Raw genomic sequence first — 22309 nt, forward strand, 5'->3', positions numbered from 1 at the left:
CAATGGTGCGCACGGACTGGCATGGTAGGGTGCGATCCCGGCATGGTCTTTGCATTCATGGCCTGTCCATCGGGACGGAGGCGCCATAGCCAGGGCACTGAGCGAGATCGAAGGGAGGCAGCGGCGCCGCCTGGGGCAGCGCCAGTGGCGCGGCGGGGCCAAGCGCCGCGCTCCTTGCACCGGCCGCCGGCTCGTCCGCCGCCATGTGCAGGCGCTCGACGTTGACCAGGGCGCTGCCCAGGTTATTGCTGTAAAAATAGCCATGAAGATTGGGTGGCCAGACCACCGCATCATTGACGAACAAAAAGAGCTCCCCTGTACTCTTCGCGGTAACTTCCGCAACCAGGACCTTGCGCTCCGCCGGCGTGGCGTCGCTGGCGCGCAGGCGCTTCGCGTCCTCGGGCGGAATCGGGCAGCGCAACGATCCGCCGAACTCCGGCACGGCGGGATAGCGGCGCTCGAGATAGGGAGCAATCGGCTCCAGCACGTATTCCTCGTTGCCGTATTGCCCCACCCGGCCGATCGGCGCGAACCAGTTTGCGCTCCACCAGCGTTTCAAGGGCATGCCGAATCGGTGCACCAGACTGGACGTCGGAAAGCCGCCCAGGTCGGTGTGGAGCGCCCGATCGAACCACGTGCCCTCAGGGTCCTTGAGCGTGACCCGATAGCGTCCGCCCCGCTGCAGGACGATGCCGGTGGCAAGGCAGGGAGCATTCGTCATGAACGCAACCCGGCCGCTCCTGGACAGGTCTTCCCTGTCCTGCTCCAGGCCCGGCGTGGGCTCGCACACCAGCCCGACCGAATTCAAGGCATCGAAGGCGACGCGGTTGCCGATGATGGCCGCCGCGAGGATCATGAGGAGCACGAAGAAGGCCGGAACCAGTTTTTGCGCAGCGAAGCGGTAAAGCTTCACCAGCCCGGCATGCTTGCGCAACGCCCGTGCAAGTTTCAGCGACCAGGTTCCCGGCTGTGTTGCCGCACTGGGATCCGCTCCCTTGTCCGCCGCGGTCTTCAGGCGACGCAGGCACGCCAGCGAATGTCCGATACGCCACAGGCTCCAGAGGAGCAGCAGCGTACCGATCACCGGAACTTGCAGGCTTGCCTCGCGCAGCTTCGCCCAGGCCAGCATGCCGGCGCCGACGATGAAGGCAGCGAGGGCCACGTTGCGCGAGCGCCGCTCGTGGTCGCTCAGCCACTGCAGATAGGCGTACTTGTTGGCGGCATGCCAGCCCAGCATCGCGCGGTCGCGTATGCGGGTCTGCAGCACGCTGCTGAGCTTCACGAGTATCCCCAGGGCGATGAGCAGGGACCCGATGACCAGAGGCGATCCGCGCAAGGCGGCGATCCAGCGCTCGGCTTGCGAAGGGACGAAGGCCCCCAGCATCGTGACCACCGGGTCGATGATGCCGCGTACACGCTGGTTATCCGCGTCGTAGGCGGCTTCGCCAAACAGCGGAAACGCCAGGATGACCAGGCCGACCATGACTGTGATGAAATAACATAGGCGGCGCCACCAGACCGTATCGAGGGCGAGTTCGATCGCGGCCGCATTCGGCGGGACGATGCGCAGCATCGCCTCGCGCAGGGTGGCCAGCGGCGGATGCGCGGTGCCAGCCAGCGCGCCCTTGCCGCTCGCAGCGGCCAAGGGATAGACCTTGCCGTCAGGCGCGAGCACCTCGAAGCTGGTGGGCAGGGTGACGGGCGCGTATCTGTCCGTGGCGTCCGCCAGCCGCAGGATCACGCTCCAATGGATCACCGGCAGGATCTTGTTCTTGGCGAGGTCCTCGAACATCCTGATCTGGCGCGGGGTGTACCTGTACAGGGTGTGCAGGCCCGCCCGCGAATCGTACAGTCGGGCATAGGGCGACATCGATGCGCGTGTCAGGTCGACGAAGTGCTGGATGAGCCTGAGTTCATGGCGCATGGCGTTCTGCATCATCCATTCCAGGCTGATCAGGCTGAGCTGGTCTTCCGGATAGCCGCCGCCCACGTTCGCATGCACGCCGGAGAACCAGACTTGCTGCATCCGTCCCGGCATGATGTCGCCGTCGGCCTCCATGCGGCGCTCGGCGCTCTCGTCCCAGACGAGCGGATGGAAGGTAGTGCGCTCGTCGTCCAGCGACAAGGCGTGATAGGCGTGCTGGACGCTTGGCGCCAGCACCAGGTCATCGAAGTACATCGGCCACACCAGCCAGTGCACGGCGGGCTTGAACTCTTCGACGGGCATGCCATAGGCGCTGACCGTGTCCCACAGGCCGAGGAATTCGATCGGTATCCCGGTGCGCCTGGGGATGTCCTTGTCCAGCATGCTGCCTGTCACCCGCTGGAACAGGCGGATCAGCGCGTTGCGCACCAGGCGGAACACCCATACGGGGCTGCCCTTCACCGCCGGGAAGCACTGGTTGCGGTACAGCCGGTAGATGATCCTCGCGCGCCGGTCCAGCTCTTCTTCGGAGCGATAGTCCACCAGCCCCAGGCTGGCAACCAGGCTGGCCAGCACGCGGATCGTGAAGGCGCCGCGGCTGAAGCCGAATCCATAGATCCGGTCGCCTTCATGGTATTCGCGGCACAGGAACTTGTAGAGGTCGAGAACATTGCGTTTCAGCCCCCAGCCGAAGGCGCCGCCGATCATGGCCAGCAGGCGGACCGGCGAAGTGCCCACGCCGTCGTCGTATTTCGCGACCTGGTCGCCGGCGCCCTGGTCCAGGGCCTGGAACATGCGCCAGACATTGGTCTTCTCGGCCTTGGCCGAGCTGTTGCCGGTACCGTCTGAAAATAAAACCAGTTTGCGCATGTCTCCTCCGGGTACAGAGTATTGGACAATCGGTGCAAGACTCATACCAACGAGGGAGATTGATCCATATCAAACACTTACATTGCGAGAGCCTTCATTGAGCCTCGCCAATGTAAAAGCGGTCGACATGATCGGATCTTGTCCACCATGCGGCGCTTATGCGGCATGGGTAATCGTGCGCGTCTCAGGCAGGCTTAAGCAAGGCGCGCCGGCGCCGCCCTACAATCGGGACGCTGCATGCGCGGCACCGCGTGCCATCCGATCCACTGCCGAGGAGGCGTATGAAAATCGAGCGTATCCGCTTCGACGAGGTGTTCGATGTCGCGGCCTGCCGGGGCGATTTCAGTTTTCGCAGCGGGGGCAAGACGCACTACGGCGTCAATCTCCACAACAAGGTGATCCCGCGCGCCGGGTCGACCTACGCCGTCGCGTTCGGACGGCCGGGCGACTGGACGAGCGTGCTGGGCTGGCGCGACCTGGCCACGCCCGCGGTCGGCCTGAAAACCCCGGGCTGGTGGACGACCCTGGTCGCCATGTTCGATGTCTACTACCTCGCGCCCGCGCTGATCGCCCCCGCGCTGCTGCTTGGCGGCCCCCTGGCGGGCCTGGTGGCGGCGGCCTGCGTCGCCGGCCTCATGCTGGCCTGGATCGCGCATGTGATGCTGCGCAACCGGAAGCTGAAGCGCATCCTGGGCGCGATGACCGCGTCTGACAACGCCCCCGGAAACGACATGGGCGGCAGTCCGGCCACCGCCGGACTGCCGCCCATCTAGCGCGCTGAACTTAGTTCTTCGACTGGTCCACCAGCTTGTTCTTGGCGATCCACGGCATCATCGCGCGCAGCTTGGCGCCGACTTCCTCGATCGGGTGCTCGGCGGTCAGGCGGCGGCGCGAGATCAGGGTCGGTGCGCCGGCCTTGTTCTCGAGGATGAAGCTCTTCGCGTATTCGCCGGTCTGGATGTCCTTCAGGCACTGGCGCATCGCTTCCTTGGTCGCCGAGGTGACGACTTTCGGGCCGGTGACGTACTCGCCGTATTCCGCGTTGTTCGAGATCGAGTAGTTCATGTTGGCGATGCCGCCTTCGTAGATCAGGTCGACGATCAGCTTGAGCTCGTGCAGGCACTCGAAGTAAGCCATTTCCGGCGCATAGCCCGCTTCGGTCAGGGTCTCGAAACCGGCCTTGATCAGCTCGACGGCGCCGCCGCACAGGACGGCCTGCTCGCCGAACAGGTCGGTCTCGGTCTCTTCACGGAAGTTGGTTTCGATGATGCCGGCGCGGCCGCCGCCGTTGGCCATGGCGTAGGACAGCGCGATGTCGCGCGCGGCGCCCGACTTGTCCTGGTAGACGGCGACCAGGTGCGGCACGCCGCCGCCCTGCTTGTAAGTGTTGCGCACGGTGTGGCCAGGCGCTTTTGGTGCGACCATGATCACGTCGAGGTCGGCGCGCGGCACGACCTGGCCGTAGTGGACGTTGAAGCCGTGGGCGAAGGCCAGCACGGCGCCCTGCTTGGCGTTGGGCTCGACGTTTTCCTTGTAGACCTGGGCGATGTTCTCGTCCGGCAGCAGGATCATGATGAGGTCGGCGTTCTTGACCGCTTCATCGACCTCGGCGACCTTCAGGCCGGCCTGTTCGACCTTGTTCCACGAAGCGCCGCCGCGGCGCAGGCCGACGGTGACATTGACACCGGATTCGCTCAGGTTCTGGGCGTGCGCGTGGCCTTGCGAGCCGTAGCCGATGATGGCGACATTCTTGCCTTTGATGAGGGAGAGGTCGCAGTCTTTGTCGTAGAAAACTTTCATTTTTAATCCTGTATGTTTTGGGCAGTTCAGTTATTGGTACGCGTCGGCGGCGGCGCCGCCAACCCTGGGTCGCGTTGACCTTACACCTTGAGGATGCGCTCGCCGCGGCCGATGCCGGAGCCGCCGGTACGGACGGTCTCGAGAATGGATGCGCGGTCGATGGCGTCGATGAAGGCGTCGAGCTTGGTCTTGGCGCCCGTCAGTTCGATCGTGTAGGTCTTCTCGGTCACGTCGATGATGCGGCCGCGGAAGATGTCGGCGGTGCGCTTCATCTCTTCGCGCTCCTTGCCGACGGCGCGCACCTTGATCAGCATGAGCTCGCGCTCGATGTGCTGGCCTTCGGTCAGGTCGACCACCTTCACCACCTCGATCAGGCGGTTCAGGTGCTTGGTGATCTGCTCGATGATGTCGTCCGAGCCGGAAGTGACGATCGTCATGCGCGACAGGGTCGCGTCTTCGGTCGGCGCCACGGTCAGGGTCTCGATGTTGTAGCCGCGTGCCGAGAACAGCCCGACCACGCGCGACAGGGCGCCGGCTTCGTTTTCGAGGAGGACGGAAATAATATGTCGCATTACAGGTCCTCCGAGCCGAGCAGCATTTCACTGAGGCCTTTGCCCGCCTTGACCATCGGCCAGACGTTCTCGCTCTGGTCGGTGATGAAGTTCATGAACACCAGGCGGTCCTTCATGCCGAAGGCTTCGCGCAGCGAGCCCTCGACGTCGCCCGGCTTCTCGATGCGCATGCCGACGTGGCCATAGGCCTCGGCCAGCTTTTCGAAGTCCGGCAGCGAATCCATGTAGGACTCGGAATAGCGCGAGCCGTAGTCGATCTGCTGCCACTGGCGCACCATGCCCAGGAAGCGGTTGTTCAGGAGGATGATCTTCGGCGACAGGTGATACTGTTTGCAGGTCGCGAGTTCCTGGATGCACATCTGGATCGAGCCTTCGCCCGTTACACAGGCCACGGTGGCGCCCGGGTTGGCCATCTGCACGCCCATGGCGTAAGGCAGGCCCACGCCCATGGTGCCCAGGCCGCCCGAATTGATCCAGCGGCGCGGCTTGTCGAAACCGTAGTATTGCGCGGCCCACATCTGGTGCTGGCCCACGTCCGAGGTGATGAAGGCGTCGCCGTCGGTCACCTTGTACAGCTGCTCGATGACGGACTGCGGCTTGATCAGCTCATCCGACTTGGCATAGGCCAGGCAATCGCGGCCGCGCCATTCGGCGATCTGCTTCCACCAGGCCTGCAGGGCATTGGTGTTGTTGGAAGCGGTGCTGGCGTCCAGCTGCGAGAGCAGCTCGACCAGCACGTCCTTGACGTTGCCGACGATCGGGATGTCGACCTTGACCCGCTTCGAGATCGACGAGGGATCGATGTCGATGTGGATGATCTTGCGCGGGTTGGTCGCGAAGTGCTTGGGGTTGCCGATCACGCGGTCGTCGAAGCGGGCGCCGATGGCGATCAGGACGTCGCAGTTCTGCATCGCCATGTTCGCTTCGTAGGTGCCGTGCATGCCGGGCATGCCGACGAAGTGCGGACTGGTGGCGCGCGAGGCGCCCAGGCCCATCAGCGTGTTGGTGACCGGGAAGCCGAGCTTGTCGACCAGGCGGTTCAGTTCGTTCGACGCATTGGCCAGGATCACGCCGCCGCCCGCATAGATCATCGGGCGTTCGGCTCCCTGGAGCAGCTGCACGGCCTTGCGGATCTGGCCCGCGTGGCCCTTGTCGACCGGGCGGTACGAACGCATCTCGATTTCGCGAGGGTAGTCGTACACGCACTTGTGCATGCTGATGTCCTTCGGGATGTCGACCAGCACGGGACCGGGACGGCCGGTGCGGGCGATATAGAAGGCTTTCTTGATGGTCGAGGCCAGCTCGCGCACATCCTTGACCAGGAAGTTGTGCTTGACCACCGGACGGGTGATGCCGACGGTGTCGCATTCCTGGAAGGCATCCTGGCCGATCGCGTGGCTCGGCACCTGGCCGGAGATCACGACCATCGGGATCGAATCCATGTACGCGGTGGAGAGGCCGGTGACGGCATTGGTGACGCCCGGACCCGAGGTCACGAGGGCGACGCCCACGGTGTTCGAGCTGCGCGAATAGGCGTCGGCGGCATGGACCGCGGCCTGTTCGTGGCGAACCAGTACGTGCTGGAATTTGTCCTGCTTGAAGATGGCGTCGTAGATGTAGAGGACTGCCCCGCCCGGATAACCGAAGACGTGCTTGACGCCCTCCTCCGCGAGACAACGCACCACTATCTCAGCGCCCGTGATGGGGACGGCTGAATCGTTACTCATGTTCATTCCTTTCAAGACCCAGAGGGAGATTGATCGGATGCCCGTTCCTAACGAAACGCGTCTCGCGCGACAGTGCTCATGCTTCCCTTCTTTCTGCGTGCACGCGGATGTTTCAGGCCACCGTAGGGTCCTTACGCAAACGCGCTGGGCGCAACTCGTTCAGCTTGAGTGTCTGTAGCGGTCGATCGCATCTCTCGCGCTTGTGGCGCGGGTTGGAGCAAACTGCCTACAAATGAAAGCTCGTCAATGATCCGGACAAGACCTTGTGTGCCGATGCCGGTTGACTTGGGGCTTCGAGGGTGCAAAGCGTCCACCACCTTACCGCGCTGCACCATTTTGGTCAAGGAGATAATTCGAAAATGTCTGTTGCCGAAACACGGAAGGGTTGGCGGCTTCGCCGCCGCCCTATCGTTGCATGCCCCAGCGGCGAACCGTGAGACGCTCGAGCGTCCGAATGCACCGGCACCACCAAGAGGCTGCCCTTGCCCAGGCCGAACCACAGCAGGGCCAGCGGCAGCAGCGCGATGGCCGGCAGCGGATTGAACATCGCCATCAGGATGTCGATCATCTCGCATCCCCACCGATAGGAAACGGCCAGCCAGGTCAGCAGGAAAGATCACAACACACCCGGCAAGAAGCCGCAGGGCAGGACGGCCAAGGACCTCGGCACATGGCCGAACTGCTCGGCGATGCGAATCTTGCCTTCGGCTTGCGCGCTCGATGGCAAGGCCAGGGGCAACGCCGCGGCCAGGGCGGCGATCTTGTTCAAGTTCGCCATGCTTTCCTCGTTCAGAAGGGGACGTCGCCGGCGATCGTCGTGCGGTACAGGGTGCGGCGCAGGTGGTTCGGGCAGCCGGTGGCCAGGTGCTGCAGCGAGCGGTGATCCCGGAACACCATGTCGCGCGGCTGCCACTGATGGCGATAGATGCATTCCGGGCGCACGCTGAGCGGCAGCAGGACATCCAGCAGCTCGCGGCTGGTCTCTTCGGAGACGCCCAGGATGCGGGTCGTAAAGTGTTCGCTCACGAACAGCGCGCGCAGGCCGGTCTCGGGGTGGGTGCGCACGATCGGGTGGCGCACCGGCTGGACCTCGTCGCTCTGGGCCTGGGTCAGCTCGGGGCGCCAGGGGTTGCGCTGCGGGAGTTCCTCGTAGCGCGCCAGGCACCAGTGCTCGGCCTGCAGGCCCTCGACCTCGCGCTTGAGCCAGATGCTGGTTGGCGAACAGGGTGTCGCCGCCCTCGCCCGGCAGCTCCTGGGCATGCAGCGTCGATCCCAGGCTCGGCGTCTCCTTGTACGACAGGTCGGAATGCCAGAAATGCCCGGCGTCGCCCAGGCCGATCGGCTGGCCGTCCTCGATCACGTTCGAGATCACCAGCACCTCCGGCTGTCGCGGCAGCTGGAACTGGCGCAGTACGTGGATCCGCAGTTCGCCGAAACGGCGGCTGAAGGCCACCTGCTCCGCCGGCGTGATGTGCTGGTCGCGGAACACCAGTACGCGGTGGTCGAGGTGGGCGCGGTGCAGGCGGCGGAAGTCCTCGTCGCTGACCGGGCGCGACAGGTCGAGGCCGACGGCTTCGGCCCCGAGCGGGCTGCCGGCGAAGGGATGGATGGCGAAAACCTGGCGGTGGGAATCGAGGGGCATGATCGTCAGTCTTGATGGATGGTTTTTTCAGAATAGCCACGCACTATTGGCCGACAAGGAATCATTTCGTCTATGAACATGCAGTTTTTGCACTGCCGAGCCGCCCCGCTTTCCGCAACGGCAAGTGGCCGCTTTGTTCGCGGCTGCGCAATTCCGGTGCATACCCGGTGGTTTTTTGCTAGGATTCGTCAGTTTTCCTTAAGGCAGAGCAAGAAAGCACTCCCCTGATCCCGCATGGCCACAGACAAAGAACTTAACGACTTCCTCGAGAATGTCGAACGGCGTGCGTTCAAGCAGGCGGTGTATGCGGTCCGCAAGGACGAAGCGGCCCTGGACATCGTCCAGGACGCCATGATCAAGCTGGCCGAAAAATACGGCGACAAGCCGGTCAACGAACTGCCGATGCTGTTCCAGCGCATCCTGCAGACCACCATCCTCGATTACTTCCGCCGCGAAAAGGTGCGCAACACCTGGGTCAGCCTCTTCTCGGGCTTCAGCGGCAAGGATGGGGACGATGATGATTTTGATATACTTGCCTCGTATGAAGCCGAGGAAGGATCGGCCGCTGCGGAGTCGAGCGCGGACCAGCTCGAGCGCGCCCAAACCTTGCGCCTGATCGAAGAAGAAGTACAAAAACTCCCGGGACGTCAACGGGAAGCCTTCCTCATGCGTTACTGGCAGGATATGGACGTGGCCGAAACGGCCGTAGCGATGGGTTGCTCCGAGGGTAGCGTCAAGACACATTGTTCCCGCGCCACCCACGCCCTCGCCGACGCGCTCAAGGCCAAGGGAATCAAATTATGAACACCGACGACATCAACCTGGCGTACAAGATACGCCACGCGCTGAACGAACAGCTCGACGCAATGCCGGCCTCGACCACCGACCGGCTGGCGCAAGCGCGCGCGCGCGCCATGGCGCGCAAGAAGCCGCACGCGTCCCGGCAAGCGGTGCGTACCGGCTGGTTCGACTTCGGCGCCCTGCTGAGCGGCCAGGCCCTGTCGCGCGTCGCCGTGGCCGTGCCGCTGCTGGCCCTGGTCATCGGCATGGGCGGGGTCTACCAGCACGAACAGCAACAAAAACTGGCTGAACTGGCCGACATCGACGCGGCCGTACTGGCCGACGAACTGCCGCTGACCGCCTACCTCGACACCGGGTTCAACGCCTACCTGGAGTCGCAGCAGCGCCAGCAATGACGAAAAACGCTTCGAAGCCTCGCCTTGCCCTGTTGGGAACGGCCGCGGCGGTCCTGGTGGCCGGCGCCATCGCCTGGGTCATCGTGGACCGGGCCGGCTCTTCCCCGGCGACGCCGGCTTCGGCAGCGCTGGGCACTCCGGGCGGCAAGCCGGCCCCGAAATCGCTCGACAAACCCCTGTGGCGCGACCTGTCGCCGGCCCAGCGCACCGCGCTGGCCCCGCTGCAGGCCGAATGGGACCAGCTGGAAGGCATGCGCAAGCGCCGCTGGCTCGAACTGTCCGAACGGTTCAGCTCCATGAGCCCGCCGGAACAGCAGCGCGTGCACGAGCGCATGCGCCAGTGGATGAAACTCACTCCCCAGCAGCGCAATTTGGCGCGCGAGAATTTCAACAAGGCGCGCAACCTGGCGCCGGGCGAGAAGACCGCCACCTGGGAGAGCTATAAACAACTGTCGCCGGAGCAAAAGCGCAAGCTGGCCAAGTCGGCCGCCCGCAAGCCGAGCCCGGTGGCCCTGCCGGAGTCGCCGACCCTGGTCGTCCCAACCAGCTGCCCGCCGAACACCACCCGCCGCGGGGCTTCCTGCATCACGATTCCGACGCTCGATGCCTCCGGCGCCGCCACGCCGCCCGTGGCACCATCGAGCACAGCGGCCATGCCTGCTACCGGCGCGACGCCGCCAGCAGGCGCCGCCCCATCGACGCCGGCCACGCCGGCAGGCCAGCCCACCGTTTCCCCGCCCCCGAATGCAAGCAACTAGCACCATCGAAGCCGCCGCGTCCGCATCCTCGCAGACCCCCGCCCCGACGATCAGGCGCCGCGTCCTGGCGATGGTCTATGAGGCCTTCCTGCTGCTCGCGGTCGAGATGCTGGCGGTGCTGCTCTACCTGCTCCTGACCGGCAACCGCCAGGAAGCCGTCTACCAGCATGGCCTCAAGGCCTTCCTGTTCCTGGTGACGGCGGCCTACTTCATCTGGTGCTGGGTCGACAGCGGCCACACGCTGGCCATGAAGACCTGGCGCATCAAGCTCGTGCAGCCCGGCCATGCGCGCCTGCCATGGCGCACCGCCGTGGTCCGCTTCCTGCTGGCCTGGGGCTGGGTAGTGCCGGCCCTGCTCGTCTGTGGCGCCCTGGGCCTGCATGCCAAGGGCCAGATCGCCATCGCCCTGGTGATCGGTGTCGCCGCCTGGGCAATGACCGCTTTCCTCGACAAGGACCGCCAGTTCCTGCACGACAGGCTGGCCGGCACCCGGCTGGTGTCCCTGCCCAAGCGCGTCCGCAGCTGATCCACACCCGGCTCAGGCCGGCGTGACGAATTTCAGTCCCACGATCCCCACGCCGATCAGCGCGATGCACGCGATGCGCGCCAGCGAGGCCGATTCGCCCAGGAACACCATGCCCGCGATGGCCGTGCCCACGGCCCCGATGCCGGTCCAGATGGCGTAGGCCGTCCCCACCGGCAGGGTCTTGAGCGCATGGCCCAGCAGGACGATGCTCAGCACCATCGCGAGTACCGTGCCGACCGTCGGCCAGAGCCGCGTGAAGCCCTCTGTGTATTTCAGGCCGATGGCCCAGCCGATCTCGAGCAGCCCTGCCGCGAACAGTGATAACCACACCATGATGCTTCCTTTGCTCGTATGCGAAGGCGTCAGCTTATCGGGCACACACTGAAAGAAAAAGTCAGGAAATATCAGTAGAATTGATAGATGGCTTTCGATCTCGACAACCTGCGTGTTTTCCTGGCCGCCATCGACCACGGTTCCTTCTCCGCCGCCGGGCGCGTGCTGGGACGGGTGCCGTCGGCCGTCAGCATGGCCATCGCCAACCTCGAAGCGGAGCTGGGCATGGTCCTGTTCGACCGCGGCGGGCGCGAACCCAGGCCGACCGCCGCCGCCCAGGCCCTGCTGCCCCAGGCGCGCCTGCTGGTGGAACAGTTGCAGCGCCTGAACAACCACGCGCTGTCGCTGACCCGCGGACTGGAAACTTCGCTGACCATCGCCATCCTGCCCGAACTGCTGGCGGCCGCCGCCTGGAGCGAAGCCCTGGCCACCCTGGGCGTGGAATATCCGCTGCTGGAAATCGAGGTGTTGAGCGCGCCCCAGTCCGATGCGCTGGCGATGGTGCAGAGCGGGCGCGCCCAGCTGGCGCTGGTGTTCGAACGCTACGGCATGGATGCGCGCGAGGTGTTCCAGGAAGTGGCCGAGGAGCGTCTGGTGGCCGTGGTCGCGCCCACCCATCCCATGCTCGGACGTGCCGATGCGCAAGCCATCCGTGACGCCGACCTGCTGGGCGAGCGCCAGATCGTCGTGGCCGGGCGCGACAGCGTCCAGGTCGACAAGCGCATCGCCATCTCGCGTCTGCAGTGGCGCACCGACGATCCGGTCGCCGCCCTTTCCTTGGTGAAGGCCGGGCTGGGCTGGGCCTGGCTGCCCTCGGGTTTCGTGCGCGATCCGCTGGAGCTGGGCGAACTGGTCGAGATTCCGGCCGCGAACTTCACCAATGTGCTGCGCTTCTTCGTGGACGTGATCTGGACCACGGACAGGCCGCTGGGCGTGGCCGCGGCGCGCTTCGTCGAATTGCTGAACCCGAAGCATGCTCCTTTGCCTGAGGCTTCCTGAGCCGCGTTGTACCTTTCACAGCGAGTCCGGTATACTACGGTCAGGGTGTTCATGCGGCGATCGCATGGCAGGACGTGCGATGGTCGGGCCGCCACGCGGCTTTTTCGCGACCGTCAACAGGACAACATGCCCACCGTACAACAAGCCCTCTCCCTTACCTTCCAGCGCTTCTTTCATTCCAAGAAAGCAGGCGGCATCGTCCTCATCCTGTGCACCTTCGCGTCCCTGGCGGTGGCGAACTCGGCATATGGCGATGCCTATCTCGGTTTCTGGCACGCCAGCTTCGCGGGCCTGAGTGTCGAGCACTGGGTCAACGACGGCCTGATGGCGATCTTCTTCCTGCTCATCGGCCTGGAGCTGGAGCGCGAGCTCTACAACGGCGAGCTGTCGGACATCCGCAATGCCATGCTTCCCCTGGTCGCGGCCTTGGGGGGAGTCGCGTTGCCGGCGCTGATCCACTACCTGCTCAACGGCGGCACCCCCATGCAGGCCGGGATCGGCATCCCGATGGCGACCGACATCGCCTTCGCGCTGGGCGTGCTGGCGCTGCTGGGCCGCAGCGCCGTGCCGGCCTCGCTGAAAATTTTCCTGACCGCGCTGGCCGTCATGGACGACCTGGCCGCCATCGTCGTCATCGCCATTTTCTACACCAGCGAGCTGGCCTTCGCCTACCTGGCCGGCGCCCTCGCCGTGTTCAGCCTCCTGCTGTGCACCAACCGCATCCTGAAGGTACGGTCCCTGCTGCCCTATCTCGCAGGCGGCGCACTGATGTGGTTCCTGATGCTCAAGTCCGGCGTCCACGCGACCATCGCCGGCGTGCTGCTGGCCTTCACCATTCCCTATTCGGCGCGCCAGGACGACGCCGATTCGCCCTCGCACCGGCTGGAGAACATCCTGCACGTGCCGGTATCCTTCTTCATCCTGCCGGTGTTCGCCCTGGCGAATACCGGCATCGTGATCGGCGCCGGCGCGGCCGCCGCCCTCGCCACCAGCAATAGCCTGGGCATCATGGCGGGTCTGGCGCTCGGCAAGCCGATCGGCATCACCGCCTTCGCCCTGGGTGCCGTTGCGCTCGGCCTGTGCCGGCTGCCGGCCGACCTGTCGTGGCGCCACATCCTGGGCGCGGGCCTGCTGGGCGGCATCGGCTTCACGATGTCGATCTTCATCACCAACCTGGCCTTCCCCGGCAATGCGCCACTGATCGACAGCTCGAAGATGGCGATCCTGCTCGCGTCGCTGGTGGCCGGCATCCTTGGTTTCTTCTGGCTGAAACTGTTCGGCCGGCCGCTGCCGACGGATGCCGACACCGAGACCATGGACTTCCACGTCGAGCATTCACGGTGAGGGTACGCGCCGGATGAAAGCCGTCCTCCATCCGGCACGCGCGGTCGCCCTGGGCTTCCTGGCCGCCATCCTCGCCGGGACGGCCCTGCTGATGCTGCCGGCGGCGCGCGCCGGCGACGGCGCGGCGCCCGTGATAGCCGCTTTCTTCACCTCGGTGTCCGCGGTCTGCGTGACCGGACTGACCGTGGTCGACACCGGCAGCTACTGGTCCACCTTCGGCCAGTCGGTGATCATGGTCTTGTTCCAGCTGGGCGGCTTCGGCATGATGACGGCCGCCACCCTGCTCGGGCTGATGGTCAACCGCTCGCCCCGTCTGCGCACGCGCCTGATGACCCAGACCGAATCCCATTCGCTCGGCATGACCGATATCGCCAACGTGGCGCGGCTGGTACTCGGCGTGACCATCGCCTCGCAGCTCCTGCTGGCGGTTGTCTTGTGCCTGCGCCTGCGCTTTGCATATGGCGAGGGATGGGGCGAAGCGGCCTGGAGCGGCTTGTTCCACGCAGTGTCCGCGTTCAACAATGCGGGATTCTCCATCCATGCCGACAGCCTGGTGCGCTATTCGGCCGACGTCCTGATCCTGCTGCCGGTCATGCTCGCCGCGATCGTCGGCGGCATCGGATTCCCGGTCCTGAACGACCTGCGCCTGCAGTGGCGCGACCCGCGTCACTGGTCGCTGCATACCAAGCTGACACTGGTGGGAACGCTGGCGCTGCTGGTGCTGGGTACCCTCGGGGTACTGCTGTTCGAATGGGACAACGCGCGTACCCTGGGCCCCATGGCATTCGGGGACAAACTGCTGTCGAGCGCCTTCATGTCGGCGGCGTCGCGCGCCGTCGGTTTCAACGCGATCGACATCGGGGCGTTGAGCCACGAGACCTGGGCCCTGCACTACTTTCTGATGTTTGTCGGCGGCGGCAGCGCCGGCACGGCGGGCGGCGTCAAGGTCGGCACCATCGTCGTCCTGGCCCTGCTGGTGATCGCGGAGGTGAAGGGGCGCCGCGACACCGAGGCATTCGGCCGCCGCGTCGGCGCCTCGGCCCAGCGCCAGGCGATCACGGTGCTGGTGCTGGGCAGCCTGACGGTGGTGCTCGGCACCATGGTCATGTTGCGCTTGACCGACCTGCCGCCGGCCAAGGTCATCTTCGAGGTCGTGTCTGCGTTCGGCTCTACCGGTCTGTCGACCGGGATCACGGCGCAGTTGCCCGTATCCGGCCAGCTGGTATTGACGGTGTTAATGTTCGTAGGCAGGGTGGGCACCATCACCATCGCGACCTCCCTCATCCTGGGGGAAAGGCGCATGCCGTACCGCTATCCGGAGGAGCATCCAATTGTTGGGTAGGATTTTTACTGAGCAGTTCGCGTTTTCCGCGAGCGACAGCGTGGTCGTCATCGGCCTGGGCCGCTTCGGGGGCGCGGTCGCCCAGTCGCTCATGCGGCTTGGGCACGACGTCATGGGGATCGATCACCGCGAAGACCTGGTGCAAGTGTGGGCGGACCGCCTGACACACGCGGTGCAGGCCGACGCCACCAACGAAAACACCATGCTGCAGCTGGGCGTGGCGGACTTTTCGCATGCCATCATCGGCATCGGCTCGGACCTCGCGGCCAGCCTGATGACCCTGATGGTGCTGACCGAACTGGGCATCAAGGACATCTGGGTCAAGGCCATGTCGCCCGAGCACGGCCAGATCGCCCAGCGCATCGGCGCCCATCACGTAATTTATCCGGAAGCGGACATGGGAGCCCGCGTGGCGCACCAGATCACGGGGCGCCTGATGGACTTCATCGAATTCGAGGATGGCTTCGCGATCGCCAAGATCCATGCGCCCGACCTCAGTCACCACAAGACGCTGGCGGAAGCGCATGTGCGCTCGCGCTTCGGCGTGACCGTGGTCGGCGTCAAGCGCCTGAACGAGGATTTCGAGCACGCGCTCGGCGAGACCCGTATCCTGCCGGGCGACCTGCTGATCGTTTCCGGGCCAACCAAGAAAATTGAGCTGTTCGCGGGCGAAAACAAGAAGGCCCGCAGCTAGCGAATCAGAAACGCTCGGTATCGGGCAGGTAGCGCCAGTGCCCGACCGGCAGGCCGGCAAGGGGAATGCTGCCGACACGCAGGCGGCGAATGCTGCGCACCTGCAGATCGACCCCGGCGCAGGCGGCCTCGATCTTGCCGGCCCCGACGTTCTTGCCGGCGACGCGCAGGCGCGTCTCGTTCTGCCAGCTGGCCTTGAAGTGGCGGTTCAGTCCCGCCAGTCCCTCGCCCGCGACATCACCCTCGACCTCGACCACGTATTCCTGCTCGATGCGCGACGAATCGTCGACCAGCTTGCGCAGCACGCGCCAGTCCTGGCTGTAGACCACCAGGCCGCTCGCTTCGCGCGCCAGCGGCGTGGCAAGCGTGATCTTGTGCAGATGGCGGCGCAGGAAACGCTGGCCGCCCCGCCCTTCCTGGACCAGGGTCTCGGGCGTGATGAGCGCCAGCGCGCCCTCGGCCGCATCGACCCCGGCCGGCTTGTGCAGCAGGATGGTGACCGGCAGCGGCTCGATGGCCGTGGCGCCGGGCAGCAGGGCCACGGCCTGGTCCGGGCTCACACGGGTGGCCGGGTCTTCGGTCACGTCGCCATCGACGGTCACCCAGCCGCCCGCGATGTAGCGCTCGGCTTCGGCGCGCGAGCAGCCCTTGAGTTCGGCCACGCGCTTGGCCAGGCGGATAGCGTCGTCACTCATCACGCCTGCCACTTCGCGAAGAAGGCCTTGAACACCTCGACGGTGCGCGCCACGTCGGCGTCACTTACGTCCAGGTGGGTCACGAGGCGGGTTTTGGGGCCAATGGAAGCGCGGATGCGTTCGCGCGCCAGGGCCTGGCGCAGCGGCTCGCAGGCCGCGGCGGGGATGTCCATCCAGAAGATGTTGGTCTGGGGCGTGCCGACCTTCAGCTGCTCGATCTGCGCCAGGCCGCGCGCGAGTTGGGCCGCGTTGTCATGGTCTTGCGCCAGGCGCTGGACGTTGTGCTCCAGCGCATACTGGCCCGCCGCGGCCAGTACGCCGGCCTGGCGCATGCCGCCGCCCAGCATCTTGCGCCAGCGCTTGCCCTGCTCGATGAATGCCTTCGGTCCCAGCAGCACCGAACCGACCGGGGCGCCCAGGCCTTTCGACAGGCAGACCGAGACGGTGTCGAAACCGGCCACCGCCGCGCGCAGGCTGGTACCCTGCTTGACGGCGGCGTTGCAGATGCGCGCGCCGTCGAGGTGAGTCGCCAGGCCCTTGCCGTGCGCCAGCGCGGTGGCGGCGGCGATGTAGTCCTGGCCCAGCACGCGCCCGCCGATGGTGTTTTCCAGCGCCAACAGGCGGGTGCGGGCGAAGTGCATGTCGTCCGGCTTGATGTAGGCTTCGATGTCCTCCAAGGCAATCGAGCCGTCCGGCTGGTTGGCGATCGGCTGCGGCTGGATGCTGCCCAGCACCGCGGCACCGCCGCCCTCGTACTTGTAGGTGTGCGCTTCCTGGCCCACCAGGTACTCGTCGCCGCGGCCGCAGTGGGTCATCAGGGCGATCAGGTTGGTCTGGGTGCCGCTCGGCGCGAACAGGCCCGCCTCATAGCCGAACAGGTCGGCTGCATAGTCCTGCAGGCGGTTGACCGAGGGGTCGTCGCCGTACACGTCGTCGCCGACGTCGGCGCCCGCCATCGCGGCGCGCATCGCTTCGGACGGCTGGGTCACGGTGTCGCTGCGCAGGTCGATCCACTTGTCCATCTTGCTCATCGTCTTATTCCTGGTTGGCGCTTGTCGTTTGCCGAGTATAGAAGCGTTCTTGCATTTCCTGCAGGCCCAGTTCGGACAATACTTCACCCAGGCGCTCGGCCGGGCGGCGGCGCGGCAGGTTCTTGTAGGTGGCGACGATCAGCTCGTTCTTCATCGAGTGCTCCCAGCCCACCAGTTCCGTCACCGTCACCTGGTAGCCATGGGCTTCGAGCTGCAGGCAGCGCAGCACGTTGGTCAGCTGGCTGCCGAATTCGCGGGTGTGGATCGGGTGGCGCCAGATCTCGGTCAGCGCGCTGCGGCCCAGGTCCTTGCCCTTGTTCTTGCGCAGCACGGTCGCCACCTCGGCCTGGCAGCAGGGCACCAGCACCATGTGCTTGGCCTTCTTTTTCAGCGCGAAGTCGATGGCGTCGTCGGTGGCCGTATTACAGGCGTGCAGCGCGGTGACGATGTCGATGGTCTCGGGCAGCTTGCTCGATGTCGTCGATTCCGCCACCGACAGCGGCAGGAAGGACATGCCCGTGAAGCCCAGGCGCGCGGCCAGCTCGGTCGACCTTTGCACCAGCTCTTCGCGCGTCTCGATGCCGTAGATGTGCGAGCCGTCCTGCAGCGCCTTGAAGAACAGGTCGTACAGGATGAAGCCGAGGTAGGACTTGCCGGCGCCGTGGTCGACCAGGGACACGCCCTGCTGTTCGTTCTGGACGTCCTTGAGCAGCGGCTCGATGAAGTTGTACAGGTGGTAGACCTGCTTCAGCTTGCGCCGGCTGTCCTGGTTCAGCTTGCCGTCGCGGGTCAGGATGTGCAGCTCCTTGAGCAGCTCGACCGACTGGCCCGGGCGGACTTCCGGCGGCAGCTCAGGCGCCGCGGCCGGGGTTTTCTTTGCTTGATTAGCGTGCTTCATCGATCCATGCAGCCTGGATGGCTTCCAATACGCGTTCGCCGCCGCGGGTGCGGTCGTCGTCGAATTCCTCGAGCTCCACGACCCAGTTGTGCAGGTCGGTGAAGCGGATCGCGGCCGGGTCGACGTCCGGATATTTCTCGTAGAGGGCCTCGGCGATGGCCTGCACGTCAGTCCATTTCATGGCTGTCAGCTCAGTGGTTCTTCTCTGCGGCGTGATTGATGGTGTACTTCGGGATCTCGACGACCAGGTCTTCCCCGGCCACGATGGCCTGGCAGGACAGGCGCGAGTTCGGCTCCAGGCCCCAGGCCTTGTCGAGCATGTCCTCTTCCTTTTCTTCCTGCTCGTTCAGCGAATCGAAACCTTCGCGCACGATCACGTGGCAGGTCGTGCAGGCGCAGACGCGGTCGCAGGCGTGTTCGATCTCGATGTCGTTGTCGAGCAGGACGTCGCAGATGGACTTGCCCTGCGGGGCTTCGAGCACGGCGCCTTCGGGGCAGAACACCGGGTGGGGGAGGATGACGATTTGTGGCACTTGGGTTACCTCGTTGATTATCGAATTGCCCGCACCCTCAACCGTCGTCCCCGCGAAGGCGGGGATCCAAGTTTATCGGCAAACCACTACGTTCAATGAAAGTGGCAACGCACGCAAACTTGGGTCCCCGCCTTCGCGGGGATGACGAGGTGGTGGTATTGGCTGATGCTTACTTTACTTAAACCTCGTCCAGCGACTTACCCGCCAGGACCTTGCGCACGCTCTTGTCCATGCGCCTGGCCGCGAAGTCCTCGGTGCCCTTGGCCAGCGCCTGCACCGCGTCGTGCAGCGCGTTCTGGCGCGCGCCGGATTCGGCGGCCGTGTCCTGGGACATGGCCACCGCATCGCGCACGCCCTGCTCCAGTGCGGCGATCGCAGCGCGTTCTTCCTCGCTCAGCAGCTCGCCGTCCGCGTCCAGCGCCGACTGGGTAGCCAGCAGGATACGCTCGGCCTCGACCTGCTCTTCGCGCAGCGCGCGCGCCTGCATGTCGCCCTGGGCCGACCTGTACGAATCCTGCAGCATGCGCGCCACCTCGTCGTCGCCCAGGCCGTAGGACGGCTTGACCGTGATCGAGGCTTCCACGCCGGAACGCATCTCGCGCGCCGATACCGACAGCAGGCCGTCCGCGTCGACCTGGTAGGTCACGCGGATGCGCGCCGCGCCGGCCGCCATCGGCGGAATGCCGCGCAGCTCGAAGCGCGCCAGCGAACGGCAGTCCGAAACCAGTTCGCGCTCGCCCTGCACCACGTGCACCGCCAGCGCGGTCTGGCCGTCCTTGAAGGTCGTGAACTCCTGGGCGCGGGCGCAAGGAATCGTCGAATTGCGCGGGATGATCTTCTCGACCAGGCCGCCCATGGTCTCGATGCCCAGCGACAGCGGGGTCACGTCCAGCAGCAGCCAGTCGTCGCCCTCGGCGCGGTTGCCGGCCAACAGGTTGGCCTGGATGGCGGCGCCCAGGGCCACCACCTTGTCCGGGTCGATGTTCGCGTGCGGGATGGTGTGGAAGAAGTCCGACACCGCGCGCCGCACGTGCGGCATGCGCGTCGCGCCACCCACCATCACCACGCCGTCCACGTCCTCGACGCTCACATTGGCGTCGCGCATGGCCTTGCGGATCGCGTTCATGGTCTTGGCGACCAGGTGCTTGGTGATCTCGGCGAAGCTGTGGGCGTCGATCGTCACCTGCACGATCTCGCCCGATTTCAGGATCGCCTCGACGGTCGTTTCGTCATTGGTCGACAGCAGTTCCTTGGCCTGGCGCGCCTTGACCATCAGGGTCGCCGTGTCCTGCTCGGACAGCGGCGCCAGCTTGGCCTGCTCGACGATCCAGCAGAACAGGCGGTGGTCGAAGTCGTCGCCGCCCAGGGCGGAATCGCCGCCGGTGGACAGTACTTCGAACACGCCCTTGGACAGCTTGAGGATCGAGATGTCGAAGGTGCCGCCGCCCAGGTCGTACACCGCGTAGACGCCTTCCTTGCCGTGGTCCAGGCCATAGGCGATGGCGGCGGCGGTCGGTTCCGACAGCAGGCGCAGGACGTTCAGGCCGGCCAGCTGGGCCGCGTCCTTGGTGGCCTGGCGCTGGGCGTCGTCGAAATAGGCGGGCACGGTGATCACGGCGCCGACCAGTTCGTCGCCCAGCGAATCCTCGGCGCGCTGGCGCAGGGTGGCCAGGATCTGGGCCGAGGTCTCGACCGGGCTCTTGATGCCGGCGATCGTGTTGATCTGCACCATGCCGGGGGCGTCGATGAAGTCGTAGGGCAGGTTCTCGGCGTGGGCGATGTCCTTCAGGCCGCGGCCCATGAAGCGCTTGACCGAGACGATCGTGTTCTTCGGGTCGGTGGTCTGGTGGGCCTGGGCCTTGAAGCCGATGTTGGCGTTGCCGTTGGCCAGGTAGCGCACGACCGATGGCAGCAGCGGGCGGCCGTCCTCGTCGCTGAGCACTTCGGGGCTGCCGCTGCGCACGGTGGCCACGAGGGAGTTGGTGGTGCCCAGGTCGATGCCCACGGCCAGGCGGTGCTGGTGGGGGGCGGTGGACATGCCGGGTTCGGCGATTTGGAGGAGTGCCATGGTGGTGTTACCTAGTTGTTCTTATCGATCGTAGGGTGGACGGGAGACCCGTCCACCCTACAGCGTGCGCCGCGGATCAAGCGTCGAGGGCTTCGAATGCGTACTGGACTTCATCCCCGAATTTGTCGAGGAACATCAGCGCCCGCACGCCCTGCGCCGCGCCTTGATAGTCGCCGGCATCGAGCTGGCTGCCGACCTGCTCGAGCATCTGCTTGCGCTCGCGCTTGAGCTGCGCATCCAGTCCGTCCAGCGCCCCGGCATCCTTGCCGGCGCGCGCGTCGTCGAGCGCCTCGCGCCATTCCATTTGCTGCATCAGGAAGGCCATCGGCATGGCCGTGTTGGACTCGGTCTGCAGGTCGACGCCGTTGAGCTCGCACAGGTATTGCGCGCGCTTCTGCGGATTGCGCAGGGTCTGGTAGGCCTCGTTGGCGCGCGTCGCCCACTGCATCGCCACGCGCTTCTCGGTGTCGGAAGCGTTGACGAAGCGGTCCGGGTGCACCCGGCCCTGCACTTCGCGATAGGCCGCGTCCAGCGCGTCCATGTCGACGGCGAAGCGGACCGGCAGCTGGAACAGCTCGAAGTGGTTCTGCATCACGCTCAGATACGGAAGCTCTCGCCGCAACCGCAATTGTCCTTGACGTTGGGGTTGTTGAAGCGGAAGCCTTCGTTCAGTCCTTCGCGGGCGAAATCCAGCTCGGTGCCGTCGATGTAGGGCAGGCTCTTGGGGTCGACGAAGACCTTCACGCCGAAGGACTCGAACACGGTGTCCTCCGGCGACATGTCGTCGACGTACTCGAGCTTGTAGGCCAGGCCGGAGCACCCCGTGGTGCGTACACCGAAGCGCAAGCCGATGCCCTTGCCCCGGCGTTCGAGGTAACGGTTGACGTGCTTGGCCGCTTTTTCGGTCAGGGTGATTGCCATGTGGTTCTCCAGCTCCGTTCTACAGTGGTTGTTACGCTGCCTTGTCGGCGTGCTTCGCTTTGTAGTCCGCGACGGCGGCCTTGATCGCGTCTTCGGCCAGGATCGAGCAGTGGATCTTGACCGGCGGCAGGGCCAGTTCTTCGGCGATCTGGGTGTTCTTGATGGCCAGCGCTTCGTCCAGCGACTTGCCCTTGACCCATTCGGTCACGAGCGAGCTCGAGGCGATCGCCGATCCGCAGCCGTAGGTCTTGAACTTCGCGTCTTCGATCAGGCCCTGGTCGTTGACCTTGATCTGCAGTTTCATCACGTCGCCGCAGGCCGGTGCGCCGACCATGCCGGTGCCGATCGCATCGTCGCCCTTGTCGAAGGCGCCGACGTTGCGCGGGTTTTCATAGTGGTCGAGAACTTTGTCCGAGTAAGCCATGGTGATACTCCTT

Annotated in this window: 25 protein-coding genes and 1 pseudogene; 9 read left to right on the forward strand and 17 right to left on the reverse strand. The window is 65.4% G+C overall.

The genetic code is table 11. The features are described 5' to 3' along the window. Positions 1-55 precede the first annotated feature (55 nt). Positions 56-2794, reverse strand: a complete 2739-nt coding sequence (locus tag V7778_RS03200) for a DUF2235 domain-containing protein (protein WP_335551904.1) — start codon at positions 2792-2794, stop codon at positions 56-58. Between the two features lie 281 nt (positions 2795-3075). On the opposite strand from V7778_RS03200, the gene V7778_RS03205 reads away from it, so the two are divergent. Continuing rightward, positions 3076-3567, forward strand: coding sequence for a hypothetical protein (locus V7778_RS03205; protein WP_335551905.1), 492 nt, complete (start codon positions 3076-3078; stop codon positions 3565-3567). A gap of 10 nt (positions 3568-3577) precedes the next feature. On the opposite strand, the gene ilvC is transcribed toward V7778_RS03205, so the two are convergent. The 6 genes and pseudogenes from ilvC to V7778_RS03230 form a co-directional block, all read right to left on the reverse strand. Further along, positions 3578-4594, reverse strand: coding sequence for a ketol-acid reductoisomerase (gene ilvC / locus V7778_RS03210; RefSeq protein WP_335551906.1), 1017 nt, complete (start codon positions 4592-4594; stop codon positions 3578-3580). Between the two features lie 80 nt (positions 4595-4674). Then, a complete protein-coding gene (gene ilvN, locus V7778_RS03215) occupies positions 4675-5166 on the reverse strand; it encodes an acetolactate synthase small subunit (protein ID WP_211521245.1) in 492 nt (163 codons plus the stop codon). Next, positions 5166-6893 (reverse strand): acetolactate synthase 3 catalytic subunit, encoded by a 1728-nt coding sequence (locus tag V7778_RS03220; RefSeq protein WP_335551907.1) that lies wholly within the window; start codon positions 6891-6893, stop codon positions 5166-5168. Before V7778_RS03220 ends, ilvN begins: the two co-directional genes overlap by 1 nt. 340 nt (positions 6894-7233) lie before the next feature. Next, positions 7234-7461 carry a hypothetical protein gene (locus V7778_RS25115; protein ID WP_442920688.1) on the reverse strand — a complete coding sequence of 76 codons (228 nt, stop codon included), beginning with the start codon at positions 7459-7461 and terminating at the stop codon, positions 7234-7236. Between the two features lie 48 nt (positions 7462-7509). After that, positions 7510-7671, reverse strand: coding sequence for a hypothetical protein (locus V7778_RS25120; protein WP_442920689.1), 162 nt, complete (start codon positions 7669-7671; stop codon positions 7510-7512). 11 nt (positions 7672-7682) lie between these two features. Further along, positions 7683-8535 (reverse strand): annotated as a pseudogene (locus tag V7778_RS03230) (TauD/TfdA dioxygenase family protein). A gap of 234 nt (positions 8536-8769) precedes the next feature. Here V7778_RS03230 and V7778_RS03235 point away from each other — a divergent pair. The 4 genes from V7778_RS03235 to V7778_RS03250 are packed head-to-tail and all read left to right on the forward strand — an operon-like array spanning position 8770 to position 11015. Continuing rightward, on the forward strand, positions 8770-9339 hold the full coding sequence (locus V7778_RS03235; RefSeq protein WP_211521250.1) for an RNA polymerase sigma factor: 570 nt from the start codon (positions 8770-8772) through the stop codon (positions 9337-9339). After that, complete coding sequence (locus V7778_RS03240; RefSeq protein WP_335551908.1) at positions 9336-9731, forward strand: DUF3619 family protein; 396 nt, start codon at positions 9336-9338, stop codon at positions 9729-9731. The genes V7778_RS03235 and V7778_RS03240 overlap by 4 nt, the downstream gene beginning before the upstream one ends. Next, complete coding sequence (locus V7778_RS03245; protein ID WP_335551909.1) at positions 9728-10489, forward strand: DUF3106 domain-containing protein; 762 nt, start codon at positions 9728-9730, stop codon at positions 10487-10489. Before V7778_RS03240 ends, V7778_RS03245 begins: the two co-directional genes overlap by 4 nt. Further along, a complete protein-coding gene (locus V7778_RS03250; RefSeq protein WP_335551910.1) occupies positions 10476-11015 on the forward strand; it encodes an RDD family protein in 540 nt (179 codons plus the stop codon). Before V7778_RS03245 ends, V7778_RS03250 begins: the two co-directional genes overlap by 14 nt. 12 nt (positions 11016-11027) lie before the next feature. Here the strand turns inward: V7778_RS03250 and sugE are convergent, their stop codons facing one another. Next, complete coding sequence (gene sugE / locus V7778_RS03255) at positions 11028-11348, reverse strand: quaternary ammonium compound efflux SMR transporter SugE (RefSeq protein ID WP_335551911.1); 321 nt, start codon at positions 11346-11348, stop codon at positions 11028-11030. 87 nt (positions 11349-11435) lie between these two features. Here sugE and V7778_RS03260 point away from each other — a divergent pair, with 87 nt between their 5' ends. The 4 genes from V7778_RS03260 (at position 11436) to V7778_RS03275 (ending at position 15727) form a co-directional block, all read left to right on the forward strand. Then, positions 11436-12347, forward strand: coding sequence for a LysR family transcriptional regulator (locus tag V7778_RS03260; protein WP_335551912.1), 912 nt, complete (start codon positions 11436-11438; stop codon positions 12345-12347). A gap of 126 nt (positions 12348-12473) precedes the next feature. Then, positions 12474-13691, forward strand: a complete 1218-nt coding sequence (gene nhaA, locus V7778_RS03265) for a Na+/H+ antiporter NhaA (RefSeq protein WP_335551913.1) — start codon at positions 12474-12476, stop codon at positions 13689-13691. 13 nt (positions 13692-13704) lie between these two features. Next, positions 13705-15033: a TrkH family potassium uptake protein gene (locus V7778_RS03270; RefSeq protein ID WP_335551914.1), complete on the forward strand. Its 1329-nt coding sequence runs from the start codon at positions 13705-13707 to the stop codon at positions 15031-15033. Beyond that, positions 15023-15727, forward strand: coding sequence for a potassium channel family protein (locus tag V7778_RS03275; protein WP_335551915.1), 705 nt, complete (start codon positions 15023-15025; stop codon positions 15725-15727). The genes V7778_RS03270 and V7778_RS03275 overlap by 11 nt, the downstream gene beginning before the upstream one ends. A gap of 4 nt (positions 15728-15731) precedes the next feature. Here V7778_RS03275 and V7778_RS03280 read toward each other — a convergent pair whose 3' ends face one another. The 9 genes from V7778_RS03280 to iscU form a co-directional block, all read right to left on the reverse strand. Beyond that, positions 15732-16421: an RNA pseudouridine synthase gene (locus V7778_RS03280; RefSeq protein ID WP_335551916.1), complete on the reverse strand. Its 690-nt coding sequence runs from the start codon at positions 16419-16421 to the stop codon at positions 15732-15734. Then, positions 16421-17452 (reverse strand): low-specificity L-threonine aldolase, encoded by a 1032-nt coding sequence (gene ltaE, locus V7778_RS03285; RefSeq protein ID WP_335551917.1) that lies wholly within the window; start codon positions 17450-17452, stop codon positions 16421-16423. Before ltaE ends, V7778_RS03280 begins: the two co-directional genes overlap by 1 nt. Before the next feature lie 4 nt (positions 17453-17456). Further along, positions 17457-18350, reverse strand: a complete 894-nt coding sequence (locus tag V7778_RS03290) for a class I SAM-dependent methyltransferase (RefSeq protein WP_335551918.1) — start codon at positions 18348-18350, stop codon at positions 17457-17459. Then, entirely contained in the window at positions 18337-18531 is a 195-nt protein-coding gene (gene iscX / locus V7778_RS03295) for a Fe-S cluster assembly protein IscX (protein ID WP_335551919.1), read from the reverse strand. Before iscX ends, V7778_RS03290 begins: the two co-directional genes overlap by 14 nt. A gap of 10 nt (positions 18532-18541) precedes the next feature. Then, positions 18542-18883, reverse strand: coding sequence for an ISC system 2Fe-2S type ferredoxin (gene fdx, locus V7778_RS03300; protein WP_335551920.1), 342 nt, complete (start codon positions 18881-18883; stop codon positions 18542-18544). A 178-nt stretch (positions 18884-19061) separates the two neighbouring features. Next, the gene (gene hscA, locus V7778_RS03305) at positions 19062-20951 is read right to left on the reverse strand and encodes a Fe-S protein assembly chaperone HscA (RefSeq protein ID WP_335551921.1); all 1890 of its coding nucleotides are present in this window, start codon (positions 20949-20951) and stop codon (positions 19062-19064) included. A 76-nt stretch (positions 20952-21027) separates the two neighbouring features. Continuing rightward, the gene (hscB, locus tag V7778_RS03310) at positions 21028-21543 is read right to left on the reverse strand and encodes a Fe-S protein assembly co-chaperone HscB (protein ID WP_335551961.1); all 516 of its coding nucleotides are present in this window, start codon (positions 21541-21543) and stop codon (positions 21028-21030) included. A gap of 5 nt (positions 21544-21548) precedes the next feature. Next, positions 21549-21872: an iron-sulfur cluster assembly protein IscA gene (gene iscA / locus V7778_RS03315; protein ID WP_211519711.1), complete on the reverse strand. Its 324-nt coding sequence runs from the start codon at positions 21870-21872 to the stop codon at positions 21549-21551. Positions 21873-21903: 31 nt separating this feature from the next. Further along, entirely contained in the window at positions 21904-22296 is a 393-nt protein-coding gene (iscU, locus tag V7778_RS03320) for a Fe-S cluster assembly scaffold IscU (protein WP_211519710.1), read from the reverse strand. Positions 22297-22309 lie beyond the last annotated feature (13 nt).

It is taken from the genome of Massilia sp. DD77, assembly GCF_036961685.1.
Taxonomy (GTDB): domain Bacteria; phylum Pseudomonadota; class Gammaproteobacteria; order Burkholderiales; family Burkholderiaceae_D; genus Telluria.